The organism is Amycolatopsis sp. CFH S0740 (genome assembly GCF_004522315.1).
GTDB lineage: Bacteria > Actinomycetota > Actinomycetes > Mycobacteriales > Pseudonocardiaceae > Amycolatopsis > Amycolatopsis nivea.
Genome location: NZ_SDLS01000006.1, coordinates 198343 through 210489 on the forward strand (window position 1 = coordinate 198343; position 12147 = coordinate 210489).

Sequence of the window (12147 nt, forward strand, 5' to 3'; positions counted from 1 at the left end):
CTCGGACCAGCGCGTCAGGCCTTCCGGCCGACCCCGCCCGCGATGCACTCCTGGACCTGGTTCAGCGGCTGGTACCGCGGGCCGTCCGGCCACCAGTCCTCGCACAGCACGAGGCCCGGGTCGACCAGTTCGGTGCCGCCGAACATCCGGCCGATCTCGTCCCAGGTGCGGAAAAGGCCGCTGCCCATCGGGCTGTGCGTGAACTTGTCCTCCATCCGCCGGGCGATCTCGCTGTGCTCGGGCGTCTGCGGGTCGAGGAAGTGCGCGACCACCACGAACGACCCGGACGGCAGCGCGTCGACGTAGGTCCGCATCATCTCCTCGTAGTCGTCGCCGAGGTAGTGGTGCAGGGTTCCGTTGTGCAGCAACGCGATCGGCTTCGTCCAGTCGAGGAACTCGCGCGCGGTCTCGTTCTGCAGGATCTGGTCGGGCTTGAAGATGTCCGCTTCGATGAACCGGGTGTTCTCGTTCTCCTCCAGCAGCGCGCGCCCGTGCGCGAGGACCACCGGGTCGTTGTCCACGTACAGCACGCGGGCTTCCGGGATGATCCGCTGCACGACCTGGTGCGTGTTCTCCGCCGTGGGCAGGCCGGACCCGCAGTCGAGGTACTGGGTGACCCGGCCCTGGGTGGCGAGGAAGCGGCAGGCGCGGATGAGGAAGTTGCGGTTGGCCCAGGCGAGGTCGTTGACCTCCGGGGCCACGGTCCGCACCTGGTCGAGCACCCTGCGGTCGATCTCGTAGTTGTTCGTGCCGTTCAGCGCGGCGTCGTACACCCGGGCAATGCTCGCTCGCGTGATATCGACCCCTACCGGGTGCGAACTGGGCGATTCGACGGCCTCGGTCATTTCTGGCGTCACCTCGGATGTGTCGGACGTCTCTTTGGTCTACTCACCGTAGACCTTCCGGGCTGTCAAGCGACCGCCAGGAGGAGGACAACCGGAGTGGGTGACAGATTCTTGATTCATTCCAGAAAATCGGGCAGACTCCGGGGCATGCCGACGACCACGGACTTCGAGCAGCTGCTGCGCGGAGTGCAGTTGCGGATCACGCGCCCCCGGGTGGCCGTGCTCTCCGCTGTGCACGCCAACGCGCACGCGGACACCGAATCCGTCATCGGCATGGTGCGCGCGGATCTCGGCGAGGTGTCCCACCAGGCCGTTTACGACGTGCTGCGCGCGCTGACCGACGCGGGGCTGCTGCGGCGCATCCAGCCGCCCGGTTCGGTCGCGCGGTACGAGGCCCGGGTAGGGGACAACCACCACCACGTCGTGTGCCGCTCGTGCGGTGCCATCGAGGACGTCGACTGCGCGGTCGGGGAAGCGCCTTGCCTCACCGCTTCCGACGCGCACGGTTACGTCATCGACGAGGCCGAGGTCGTCTACTGGGGCCGATGCCCCGCCTGTTCGACGGCAGCAAACTGATTCTGATTTCCGGAAGGATTCCCGTGTCTGACACCCCGAACGCCGAAGTCGGCGAGATGAATGAGGAGACCGCTGGCGGGTGCCCGGTCCACACGGGCCGCTTCGCGCACCCGACCGAGGGCGGCAGCAGCCGTGACTGGTGGCCGAACCAGCTCAACCTGAAGATCCTCCGGAAGCATCCCGCCGTGGCGGACCCGATGGACGACGGCTTCGACTACGCGAAGGAATTCCAGAGCCTCGACCTCGACGAGCTCGCCCGCGACGTCGACGCGGTGCTCACCGACTCCCAGGAATGGTGGCCCGCCGACTTCGGCAACTACGGTCCGCTGTTCATCCGGATGGCCTGGCACAGCGCCGGCACCTACCGGATCGACGACGGCCGCGGCGGAGCCGGCGCCGGGCAGCAGCGGTTCGCGCCGCTGAACAGCTGGCCGGACAACGGGAACCTCGACAAGGCGCGCCGCCTGCTGTGGCCGGTCAAGAAGAAGTACGGCAAGAAGATCTCGTGGGCCGACCTGATGATCTTCACCGGCAACCGCGCGCTCGAGACGATGGGCTTCAAGACCTTCGGCTTCGCCGGCGGCCGCGCCGACGTGTGGGAGCCGGACGAGGACGTGTACTGGGGCCCGGAGCGCACCTGGCTCGGCGACGAGCGGTACAAGGGCGACCGCGAGCTGGAGAACCCGCTGGCCGCGGTCCAGATGGGGCTCATCTACGTGAACCCGGAAGGCCCGAACGGCAACCCGGACCCGATCGCCGCGGCGCGCGACATCCGCGAAACGTTCGGCCGGATGGCGATGAACGACGAGGAGACCGTCGCGCTGATCGCGGGCGGGCACACCTTCGGCAAGACGCACGGCGCGGCCGACGCGGACGTGCACGTGGGCGCCGAGCCGGAAGGCGCCTCGATCGAGCAGATGGGCCTCGGCTGGAAGAACAGCTTCGGCAGCGGCAAGGGCCGGGACGCGATCACGAGCGGGCTGGAGGTCACCTGGACCCCCACTCCGACGAAGTGGAGCAACTGGTTCTTCCACAACCTCTTCACGTACGAGTGGGAGCTGACCAAGAGCCCGGCGGGCGCGCACCAGTGGAAGCCGAAGAACAACGCCGCCGCGAACACCGTGCCGGACCCGGAGACCGGTGACCTCAACCGGGCGCCGAGCATGCTGACCACCGACCTGGCGCTGCGCTTCGACCCGATCTACGAGCCGATCTCGCGCCGGTTCTACGAGAACCCGGACCAGTTCGCGGACGCCTTTGCCCGCGCCTGGTTCAAGCTCACCCACCGCGACATGGGCCCGGTCCAGCGCTACCTCGGCCCGCTGGTGCCGCAGGAAGTGCTGATCTGGCAGGACCCGGTCCCGGCTGTCGACCACGAGCTGGTCGACGACGCGGACGTCGCCGACCTCAAGGCGAAGGTCCTCGAGTCCGGCCTTTCGGTCGCGCAGCTGGTGTCCACCGCGTGGGCGTCGGCCTCGACCTACCGGCACAGCGACAAGCGCGGCGGCGCGAACGGTGCCCGCATCCGCCTCGAGCCGCAGCGCGGCTGGGAGGTCAACGAGCCGGACGAGCTGGCTCAGGTGCTGCGCACGCTCGAGGGCGTCCAGGAAGCGTTCAACAGCGCGCAGACCGGCGGCAAGAAGATCTCGCTCGCCGACCTGATCGTGCTGGCCGGCGCGGCGGGCGTGGAGAAGGCGGCGAAGGACGGCGGCGTCGAGCTCACCGTTCCGTTCACGCCGGGCCGCACCGACGCGACGCAGGAGCAGACCGACGCGGACTCGTTCGCGCCGCTCGAGCCGAAGGCCGACGGGTTCCGCAACTACCGCGGCAAGGCCAACGCGCTGCCGTCGGAGTACCTGCTGGTGGACAAGGCGAACCTGCTCAACCTGAGCGCGCCGGAGATGACCGTGCTGGTCGGCGGCCTGCGCGTGCTGGGCGCGAACTACCAGAACTCGGCGGCGGGCGTGCTGACCGACCGGCCGGGCACGCTGACGAACGACTTCTTCGTCAACCTGCTCGACATGGGCACCGAGTGGAAGCCCGCCGACGGCGAGGGCCCGAACGCGGAGTCCTTCGAGGGCCGCGATCTCGCCACCGGCGAGGTCAAGTGGACCGGCACCCGCAACGACCTGGTGTTCGGCTCGAACTCCGAACTGCGCGCCGTCGCCGAGGTCTACGGCAGCGACGACGCCAAGGAGAAGTTCGTCCGCGACTTCGTCGCCGCGTGGCACAAGGTCATGAACAACGACCGGTACGACCTGGTCTGAGTTTCCTGATCAGCTGATCGGAAAAGGGCTCCTTGCGGGAATTCCCGCAAGGAGCCCTTTTTTCGCATCACCCGGGTCGCGCGCTACGGGTCAGCTCTGGACGAGCTTGCCCATCGCGTTGACCTCGTCGACGTCGCCGGTGTTGAAGAACGACCACGGCACGGTCACGAAACCGCTGTCGCCCCAGCCGGAGCCCCAGCTGTTCTCGATCTTCACGCCCTGGTCGTTGTAGGCCACGATGGTCACCTCGTGCCCGCCGACGACCGGGTCGCTGTTCGAGTCGCCGGGCAGGTACGAGTAGTCGCTCGCGGTCGAGGAGTTCAGGTCCATGAAGCTCTGGTGCACGGTGAACCCGATCGCGACCGGCTCGCCCTGGGAAATGGCGTTCTCGATGTCGGACCGCGCCGCGTCGCCGCTCGTGGACAATTGCGTGTAGCCGGACAGCTTGTAGTGCGCGGCATTCGCTTTTTCGTTCTGGTCGGGCTGAGTCGTGTAGTCGAAATCGCCCTGCCAGTAGTCGGATTTGGTGTCGATGCCCTGCTGCTGTTCCATCGGCAGCGCGACGCTCGCCCAGGTGCCCTGGTCGTTGCCCTTGGCGATCTGGGAGTAAATGAACATCGGGGCCATCGGGCCGCCGCTGATGCCCTGCTCGTTCATCAGCACGCCGTAGCCGGTGTAGCCGGTGGCCCAGGTGACGCACGAGCCGACCTGGCCCTGGTCGCCGGGTGCGTTGGCGTACTGCGTGAGGTCGCCGCTGGAGGGCAGTTCGGCGGTGGTGCGCTGGTGCACGGGGAGCGCGGAGTTCGCGTGGGCGTGCATCCTGGACTGCGCGGCCTTGAGCCCGGCGACGTTCAGCCCGAGGCCGTGCTTCTGGTGACGGGGGTGGTGCTGGGCGGCCGCGGAGGCCGGGGTCGCGCCCATCGCCGCGGCCATGCCGGCGGCGGCGAGCAGGGAAACGAGCGCGGACGTTTTTCTGATCTGCATTCTCATACTCCTTGTGGGCATGCAGAAAAAGAAATCGGAAAGGGTGGGGAGGTGGATCCGACCACAGCAAAGGTAGATCGGCGGAAATTTTCCGGGAACCTACGAAAGGAGGGAACGTATCAACTGCGGTATTTGCGGGGGATCGATCAAGCGGACATTACGCCCGTTACCGCCGCTATTCCGGCGTACTGGTCCATTATGGACTCGTGGGAAATCCTTGCCCCGGCAGTGGTTTGAACCATTCGGCGAGAAGCACGCTGCGAAGTACGTGAGGGGAACCCTGAGGGAATCTGATTCCCTCAGGGTTCCCCTCATGTACCGTCGCGCAACCAAACCTCAGTCCGGCAGCGGGGTCGTGCGCGCGCCGTTGAGGAGGGCGTCGATCGCCCATCGGGAACGCGTGTCCGCGTTGCCGGAGAACAGATTCCCGCTCGCCGCGGCGATGTTCGGATGCGTTTCCGGCGAGAGTCCGCGGACGGTTTCGGCGAGCATGTCGTGCTGCCGTTCCGCGTCCGGGCGGTCCTTGCGGGTGCTGTGCTCGACCGCGCTGGCGGTGGCGACGAGCAGCAGGAGGTCGACCGTCCACGCGGCGGGGCCGGACGGCACCCCGGCTTCGGCGAGCAGGCCGAGCACGGTGTCGACGACGGCGAGGTAGTTCGGTCCGTTCAACGGCGTCACGAGTGCGACGCGGGCGAGCCCGGGGTGCGCGTACAGGACGTCGCGGTAGGTGGACATGACTGTCCACAAGCGACTCCGCCAGTCTCCTTCGGCGGCGCCGGCGGTGGTGGGGACTTCGCCGAGGAGTTCGTCGAGCACCGCGGCGTGGAGTTCGTCGGTGTCGCGGACGTAGACGTAGAGCGAGGCCGGGCCGGTGTCCAGGTCCTTCGCGAGCCGCCGCATGGTGACGCGTTCGGCGCCTTCGCGGCGCACGACGTCGAGAGCGGCGGCGACGATGCCTTCGCGGCTCAGCGCGGGCTTGGCGGGACGTTCCCGGCGGTTGTAGCCACTCGCGGTCATCCGCCCATGGTAGGCGCACGCCGCCCGAACGGTCTGGACCTTGGCCGGGTCTACTCGGCGAGCACGCGGTCCAGGGTGGGCTGGACGTCGGTCCGCAGGATCGCGCCGAGGTAGACGGCCGCGACCCGCTGCTGCTTGTCCACGACCAGCGAGATCGGCACCGCGCTCAGCGGGAGGCCGCGCAGCCGCAGGGCGACCCGGCCGGACGGGTCGAAGATCGACTCGTAGCTGAGCCCGAGGTCCTTGACGAAGTCGGCGGCGTACTTCGGGTTGTCGCGGACGTTGATGCCGAGCACCCGGATCCCGCGGTCGTGTCCGGAGTCGGCGATCGTCTGCAGAGTGCGCGCTTCGGCGCGGCACGGCCCGCACCAGGCGCCCCAGAGGTTGACCAGGACGACTTTGCCGGAGTAATCGGCCAGCGACAGGTCCTTGCCGGGTTCGCGCAGGCTCTGGCCCTTGAGGTCCGCTACCTTTTTGCGCTGCTCCACGGGATAGTGGATGGTCGTCTGCCCGCCCGGCGAGACGAATTCGAACGTGTCCGACCGGCTGACCGCGTCCTTCCCGGTCGCGCACGCGGTGAGGGGCAGCAGTGCCAGCAGAAACAGGCAACGGGCGAGGCGCACGCGGCATGGTATCGCTGATACCGCGGGCGGCCTCCGCCCCGGTTTCCTAGGCTGGACCTCGTGTGGGAGAGAGCGCGGGACCGGTTGCGGAGCAGGCTGGCCGACGGCTTGGCCCGGTCCGGGCTCACGCTGCCCTGGTGGGTGCCGATGGGGACGACCGCCTTCACGGTGATCGGCCTGATCGTCGCGGTCGGGCAGCGGGCCGGGTCCGCGCTTCCGGTCGCGATCGGCGGGTTTCTGCTGGCCACGGCGTCGACGCTGCTGTGGGTGTGCGCCGGGCGGCTCGCGCCGTCGTGGGTGAAGGCGCTCGGGATGCTCGCCGGGATCGGGCTGCTGCTGACGCATCCGGTGGTGCCGGACTTCGCGCCGATGCCGTTGATCGTGCTCACCGGCGAACTGGGGTCCATCGCTTCGGCGCGGGTCGCGTTCGCGGCGACCGGCGGGGCGATCGCGGTGCTCGGGGCGGCCGCGCTGACCGTCGGGCTGGTCGGGTTTCCGGTGTACATGCTCGCGGTGGTGGTCGGGATGGCTGCCGGATTCATGTTGCGCTGGTACGTGCGTGCGCTGGACGCCGAGCGCGGCAAGCAGGAAGCCGTGCGCGAACAGGCGATGCTCGGCGAGCGGCAGCGGATCGCGCGCGAGGTGCACGACGTCGTCGCGCATTCGCTGAGCATCACGTTGCTGCACGTCACGGGCGCGCGCCACGGGTTGCGCACGGATCGCGACATCGACGAAGCCGTCGCGGCGCTCACCGAGGCGGAGCGGATCGGACGGGCGGCGATGGCCGATATCCGGCGCACGGTTGGATTGCTCGCGCAGGAGTCGGCGGGGACGCGGCCGTTGCCCGGTGCGGGCGACATCGCGGATCTGGTGGCCGAAACGTGCGCGGCCGGACTGGTCGCGGACTACGAACTGAGGGGCGACGTGACCGCTGTCGACAGCACGGTGGGACTGGGGCTCTACCGGATCGTCCAGGAGTCGCTGGCGAACGTCGTCAAACACGCACCGGGGGAGAAAGCGTTGGTACGACTGGAGATTGCCGCGGCGGACGCGCGGCTGACGGTCCGCAATGGACACAACGGCGCGGCGCGCAACGAGGGTGGTTCGGGGTTGGCGGGCATGACGGCGCGAGCGGATCAGCTCGGTGCGCGGCTCGCAGCCGGACCCGAGGGCGGCGAGTGGGTAGTCGACGTGGCGGTGCCGTTGGCGCGCGGGGCCGCGTCGTGACCGCTGCCGCCGGGGAAATGCGGGTCTTGCTCGTCGACGATCAGGAGCTGGTGCGATCCGGGTTGCGGTTGATCCTGCGTCGCCGCGACGGGTTCGTGGTGGTTGGCGAGTGCTCGGACGGCGACGAGGTCCCGGCCGCGCTCGAAGCGGCCGGCGGGGTCGACGTCGTGGTGATGGACCTGCGGATGAAGCGCGTCGACGGCATCGAGGCGACGCGACAGTTGCGTGCGTCCGGCCCGCGCCCGCCGGTGCTCGCGTTGACCACGTTCGATGACGATGAGCTGCTCGCCGGGGTGCTGCGCGCGGGCGCGGTCGGATACGTGCTGAAGGATTCCTCCGCGGAGGACCTGATCCGCGCGGTGCGAGCGGTCGCGATGGGCGAGGCGTGGCTCGATCCGGCAGTCACCGGACGCGTGCTCACGACCTACCGCGAGGCGGCGGTGGATCGCCCGGCGATGCCGTCCGGGTTGTTGACGCCGCGCGAACTGGATGTCCTGACCGCGGTGGCGCGGGGTTTGACGGACGCGGAAATCGCCGGAACGCTGGGGATTTCCGCGAGCACGGTCGAAGCGCATTTCGAGCGGCTGTGCGCGAAACTCCGCCTCCGCGACCGGGCGGCGGCCATCGTCTACGCCTTCGACCACGGCCTGGTCACCCCCGGCGCCGCCCCCGCCCCGGTCGATCCGGATTCGTTGCGGTTCAGCGTGCTCGGCCCGTTGCAGGCTTGGCGGGGGCCGAACCTGCTGGACCTGGGCCCGGTGCGGCAGCAAGCCCTGCTCGCGGCGCTGGTCCTGCGCCCGGGCGAGACGGTCAGCCCTGGGGAGTTGCTCGACGGCGTCTGGGGTTTGGAGCCGCCCGGCACCGGTGGCCGAGTGGTTCCGGTTTACGTGCACCGCCTGCGGAAATGCCTGCGCGGGGCTGGCGAGCGGACGGAAGACTCGGTCATCGGCAGCGATCGCGGCGGATACCGCTTCGCCGGGGAGCGAGCGCAGCTGGACGTCGCCGAGCTGACCGACCGGATCGCGGAAGCCGCGACCGCCACTCGCGGCGGCGACCCGGCAGCTGCGGTCGACGCGTACGACGGTGCGCTGGCTCTGTTCCACGGCGAGCCCTTGGCGGGATTGCCCGGCCCGTTCGTCGAGGGGGAACGGGTGCGCCTGACCGAGCGGCGGCTGACGTTGGTGCAGGAGAAAGCCGTGCTGCAGCTGAAGCTCGGGCGAACCGACGACGTGGTGCACGAGCTGTCGGCGTTGCTGGCGGTGCATCCGCACCGGGAACCGCTTGCGGTGTTGCTGATGCGGGCGCTCCACGGCGGCGGCCGCCGGGCGGATGCGCTGGCGGTGCACCGGCGGATGCGGGAACGGCTGCGGGCGGACCTGGATGTCGAACCGGGGGCGGAGCTGGACCGGGAGTTGCGGGTGGTGCTCAGCTCGGATCGAGGTCCCTCGTGAGTGCGCACGGGACCCTGCACCATGTCGAGTTGTGGGTGCCGGACCTGGCCCGCGCGGTCGCGTCGCTGGGATGGCTGCTGGAAGAGCTGGGATATCAGCGGTTCCAGGACTGGGATGCCGGACGCAGCTGGCGGCTCGGGCCGACGTACCTCGTGGTCGAGCAATCCCCGGCGCTGACCGCGGACCGGCACGACCGTTGCCGGCCGGGACTGAACCACCTGGCTTTTCACGTCAAGGACGCGGCGACGGTCGAGCGGTTGGCCGCCGACGCCGCCCGGCACGGGTGGCAGCTGATGTTTCCGGAGAAACATCCCTATGCGGGCGGCGCGGAGCACTACGCCGCGTACCTGCAGAACGACGACGGCTTCGAGGTCGAGCTCGTCAGCTCTGCTGCGCGGTGCTGACCGGAGTGCGCGGGCGGCTTTGGCTCGGGTACTGCGAATCCGCCGAGTCCGAGTCCGAGTCCGAAGAATCCGCGTACTGCGAAGAAGCCGGATAACGCGACGAAGCCTGCGAAGAAGAATCCGAAGAGCTGGAATCCTCCCCGGAGCTGCTCTTCGATGCCTCGCTGAGCTTCGTCATCAGCTGCGTCGCTGCTTCCAGCCCCTGCGTCACCGAAGTGATCAGCTGCAGCAGATTGTCCGAGTCCGACAGCAAAACCCCGAGCTTCTGCGCGATCTGCCCGCCGTACTGCGTCGCGATCGCCACCGCCTGCGGGATCGCCGCCGCGATGCTCGCGCCGAAGGTCGCCTGCGCGGCGGCGAACGCCTGCGTCATCAGCTGGATGATCTGCCCGACAGCCTCCGAAATGAGCCCGCCGACCTCCTGCTGCGCCTTCGCGACGACCTTCCCGGCTCCGGTGGCCGCCTTGGCCATCGCGATGCCGGCCTGGCCGACAGCCTCGACGCAATCCGCGTGCTGGGAGCTGTTGTCGCGGTAGCTCGAAGCAGAAGAACCGCTCCACTCCGACGTTTCCGGGCCCGTCGACTGCCGGTAGTCGTCCGCGACGGACGACACCTGCTGGCCGCCGCCCTCCATGCCCTGCGAGTGCGACGACACCGAATCCGGGTTGCCCTGCAACTGTTTCAGCGGTTCTTCCAGGAACCGCACCAGTTCGGTGATCATCCCGAACCCGGCGGAGGTCAACGCGGCGAGCGGGTCCTGCGACGCGCCGAGCAGGTCGAGCGCGGTGGTCGCGCCGCCGAGTCCGGCGGACACCCAGTCGTGGTTCTCGACCGCCTTCGTGGTGGTCTTCAGGTCTGCCAGCAGCTGGCCGGAGTCGGTCACGGCAGGTCCTTCCCGGGCAGCGACGCCGCGTTGCCCTGGTCGCGGCGCTCGTAGCTTTCCGCGGCCTGCGCGAGGTTCGCGCTCACTTTGTCCACAGTGGACGACGCGTGCGAGACGGCGTCGTTGGTCTTGCCGACCGCTGCTTGCAGGCCGACGGTGAGGAACTGCACGAAGACGCCGAGCGCCTGGTCGGCGAGTCCGGACGGGGCGCTGCGGGCGACATTGCCGAGCCGGTCGGCCAGATCTCCGACGGTGGCCGCGTGCCGGCGCAGTTGCACGGGGTCGACCTCGAAGCCGGCGGTCACGAGATGATCCCCGGGTTCGCGAAGTAGTCGTCCTCGCGCGGCGCGGCGGGAGCGGCCTCGACCGGCAGGTTGTCGCGGACGAGCTGGAGTGCCGGGCCGTCGCCGACGTAGTCGGTCATGATGTCCACGACCTGCGCGCCGGCCTGGCGGTGCGCGTCGTGCACGGTGGCGAGGATGAGCCGGGCGAGCGCGTCGGCTTCCAGCGCGCGGGCGGCGGGGCTCAGCCGCAGGTCGGTCAGTGCGCCGCTCGGGCCCACCTCGACCTCGACCTCGCCGCGCGGGGACGCGGCCCGGCCGCCGACGCGGCTGAGGCTCGCGCTCGCGGCCTCGGCGTTCGCCTGCATCCGGGACAGGTTTTTCTGGTAGTCGGCGAGCCAGGCCGCCGAGTCTTGGATCGGCACGGAAGGTCCTCCGGTCGTTTTCGGTGCGGTCATCACGGCCGCCGGGCGGCGGTGGCCATCTCGCCGAGGGCGAAGCGCAGGTCGGCCGGGCGCAGCGAGTTCACGCTGAGCCAGCCGCCCCGCGCCGGGTTGATCCGGACGCGGCCGCGCGGTCCGTCCATCCAGGACAGTTCGCGGCCTGCCCTGGTGCGCCCGTCGCGGGTCGCGCCGAGCTGGCCGCGGCCGGTCAGCGGGACGACCAGGCCGACGAGGCTGTCCAGGGCCGCCGGGTCTCCGCCGCTGTCGTGGACGAGGTCGCGCAGCCGGTGTGCGCGCGAGGCGTCGTCCTCGTCGTCGGTGAGCGCCATCGCCTCCTTGACCGCGTGCGCGGGCAACGTGACCGGCATCGTGCGAGCGGCCTCGACCTGCGGAATCTCCGCGAGCATGGCGTCCACCAGCGCGGTCTCGTCCACCCGGCGCACCGACAGCGTGTCGGCCTCGAGCCGTTGCCGGCAGATCAGCGCGGAGGACCGGTAGACGAGTGCGGTGACGGCGGTCGCCCCCTCGGCGTCCGCCACCACCAAATCGACGATGCCGCGGCGTTCGCGCAGTGCGGTCACGGCTTCCGCGGCGAGGCCGTCCGGTCCGGATTCGTCCGCGAGACCGCGCGCCTGCAGCGCCTGTCCGGCGGTGGCGAACAGGATCTCGCGTTCGCCCTCGATCCGGCCGTAAGACGGCACCTGCAACGGAAACGGCCAGCTCGCCCCGGCGTGCACGGCCAGCAGGTCGGCCTCGACGAGTCCGATGTGGACGGTCTCGTCGCCGATGCGCGGCAGCACGGCGGTCATTCGGCTAGCCGTTCGAGCCGCTGGAACGCTTCCTGCACCCCGGATTCGTGCTCTTGATAGCGCCGGATACCCGCCTGCAGCGCCTCGTGGAACCCGGTCAGCTCGGTGTCCGCCGCGCCCAGTTCGCCGGTGAGCCCGGCGTGCCCGGCGGCCTCGCGCAGCCGCTGCGCCAGGTGCAGGGCGGGCGGCGCGGTGCCGAGCTGCGGGAGCCGGTCGGCGAGCCGTCCCGCCGAACCGACGAGTTCCCCGGTCTGCTCGCCGAGCCTGCCCAGCGCGGCGACCTGCCGGTCCAGCGCGTTCGGGGCGACCTCGTGGCCGGTCATCGGAAACTCCTGTC

14 protein-coding genes are annotated in these 12147 nt (G+C 69.8%); 5 read left to right on the forward strand and 9 right to left on the reverse strand.

Annotated features, from left to right (window positions below):
• Positions 1-14 precede the first annotated feature (14 nt).
• Positions 15-845: an SAM-dependent methyltransferase gene (locus EIZ45_RS13350; protein ID WP_037820552.1), complete on the reverse strand. Its 831-nt coding sequence runs from the start codon at positions 843-845 to the stop codon at positions 15-17.
• Between the two features lie 147 nt (positions 846-992).
• Here EIZ45_RS13350 and EIZ45_RS13355 point away from each other — a divergent pair, with 147 nt between their 5' ends.
• Positions 993-1421, forward strand: a complete 429-nt coding sequence (locus EIZ45_RS13355; RefSeq protein ID WP_037820549.1) for a Fur family transcriptional regulator — start codon at positions 993-995, stop codon at positions 1419-1421.
• Between the two features lie 23 nt (positions 1422-1444).
• Entirely contained in the window at positions 1445-3688 is a 2244-nt protein-coding gene (katG, locus tag EIZ45_RS13360) for a catalase/peroxidase HPI (protein ID WP_134663312.1), read from the forward strand.
• 90 nt (positions 3689-3778) lie between these two features.
• Here the strand turns inward: katG and EIZ45_RS13365 are convergent, their stop codons facing one another.
• The 3 genes from EIZ45_RS13365 to EIZ45_RS13375 form a co-directional block, all read right to left on the reverse strand.
• Positions 3779-4672: a C1 family peptidase gene (locus EIZ45_RS13365; protein WP_134663311.1), complete on the reverse strand. Its 894-nt coding sequence runs from the start codon at positions 4670-4672 to the stop codon at positions 3779-3781.
• A 336-nt stretch (positions 4673-5008) separates the two neighbouring features.
• On the reverse strand, positions 5009-5689 hold the full coding sequence (locus tag EIZ45_RS13370) for a TetR/AcrR family transcriptional regulator (protein ID WP_043839441.1): 681 nt from the start codon (positions 5687-5689) through the stop codon (positions 5009-5011).
• Positions 5690-5739: 50 nt separating this feature from the next.
• Entirely contained in the window at positions 5740-6312 is a 573-nt protein-coding gene (locus EIZ45_RS13375) for a TlpA disulfide reductase family protein (protein ID WP_134663310.1), read from the reverse strand.
• 60 nt (positions 6313-6372) lie between these two features.
• Here EIZ45_RS13375 and EIZ45_RS13380 point away from each other — a divergent pair, with 60 nt between their 5' ends.
• Genes EIZ45_RS13380 through EIZ45_RS13390 form a run of 3 tightly spaced genes read left to right on the forward strand, consistent with a single transcriptional unit; the run spans position 6373 to position 9394 of the window.
• Complete coding sequence (locus EIZ45_RS13380; protein ID WP_134663309.1) at positions 6373-7539, forward strand: sensor histidine kinase; 1167 nt, start codon at positions 6373-6375, stop codon at positions 7537-7539.
• Positions 7536-8990, forward strand: a complete 1455-nt coding sequence (locus EIZ45_RS13385; protein ID WP_134663308.1) for a BTAD domain-containing putative transcriptional regulator — start codon at positions 7536-7538, stop codon at positions 8988-8990. Before EIZ45_RS13380 ends, EIZ45_RS13385 begins: the two co-directional genes overlap by 4 nt.
• Positions 8987-9394, forward strand: a complete 408-nt coding sequence (locus EIZ45_RS13390) for a VOC family protein (protein ID WP_134663307.1) — start codon at positions 8987-8989, stop codon at positions 9392-9394. Before EIZ45_RS13385 ends, EIZ45_RS13390 begins: the two co-directional genes overlap by 4 nt.
• Here EIZ45_RS13390 and EIZ45_RS13395 read toward each other — a convergent pair.
• Genes EIZ45_RS13395 through EIZ45_RS13415 form a run of 5 tightly spaced genes read right to left on the reverse strand, consistent with a single transcriptional unit; the run spans position 9372 to position 12133 of the window.
• Positions 9372-10277, reverse strand: coding sequence for a hypothetical protein (locus tag EIZ45_RS13395; RefSeq protein ID WP_134663306.1), 906 nt, complete (start codon positions 10275-10277; stop codon positions 9372-9374). The genes EIZ45_RS13390 and EIZ45_RS13395 overlap by 23 nt on opposite strands.
• Positions 10274-10582, reverse strand: coding sequence for a type VII secretion target (locus tag EIZ45_RS13400; protein WP_134663305.1), 309 nt, complete (start codon positions 10580-10582; stop codon positions 10274-10276). Before EIZ45_RS13400 ends, EIZ45_RS13395 begins: the two co-directional genes overlap by 4 nt.
• Positions 10579-10983, reverse strand: coding sequence for a YbaB/EbfC family nucleoid-associated protein (locus EIZ45_RS13405; RefSeq protein WP_043839644.1), 405 nt, complete (start codon positions 10981-10983; stop codon positions 10579-10581). Before EIZ45_RS13405 ends, EIZ45_RS13400 begins: the two co-directional genes overlap by 4 nt.
• A 32-nt stretch (positions 10984-11015) precedes the next feature.
• A complete protein-coding gene (locus EIZ45_RS13410; RefSeq protein WP_134663304.1) occupies positions 11016-11810 on the reverse strand; it encodes an ESX secretion-associated protein EspG in 795 nt (264 codons plus the stop codon).
• Positions 11807-12133 (reverse strand): hypothetical protein, encoded by a 327-nt coding sequence (locus EIZ45_RS13415; RefSeq protein WP_043839427.1) that lies wholly within the window; start codon positions 12131-12133, stop codon positions 11807-11809. Before EIZ45_RS13415 ends, EIZ45_RS13410 begins: the two co-directional genes overlap by 4 nt.
• Positions 12134-12147: the final 14 nt, after the last annotated feature.

Bases quoted from the DNA above. Each gene is read 5' to 3' on its own strand.
- EIZ45_RS13350 (WP_037820552.1), bottom strand. From the start codon at position 845: ATGACCGAGGCCGTCGAATCGCCCAGTTCGCACCCGGTAGGGGTCGAT.
- EIZ45_RS13355 (WP_037820549.1), top strand. From the start codon at position 993: ATGCCGACGACCACGGACTTCGAGCAGCTGCTGCGCGGAGTGCAGTTG.
- EIZ45_RS13365 (WP_134663311.1), bottom strand. From the start codon at position 4,672: ATGCAGATCAGAAAAACGTCCGCGCTCGTTTCCCTGCTCGCCGCCGCC.
- EIZ45_RS13370 (WP_043839441.1), bottom strand. From the start codon at position 5,689: ATGACCGCGAGTGGCTACAACCGCCGGGAACGTCCCGCCAAGCCCGCG.
- EIZ45_RS13410 (WP_134663304.1), bottom strand. From the start codon at position 11,810: ATGACCGCCGTGCTGCCGCGCATCGGCGACGAGACCGTCCACATCGGA.
- EIZ45_RS13415 (WP_043839427.1), bottom strand. From the start codon at position 12,133: ATGACCGGCCACGAGGTCGCCCCGAACGCGCTGGACCGGCAGGTCGCC.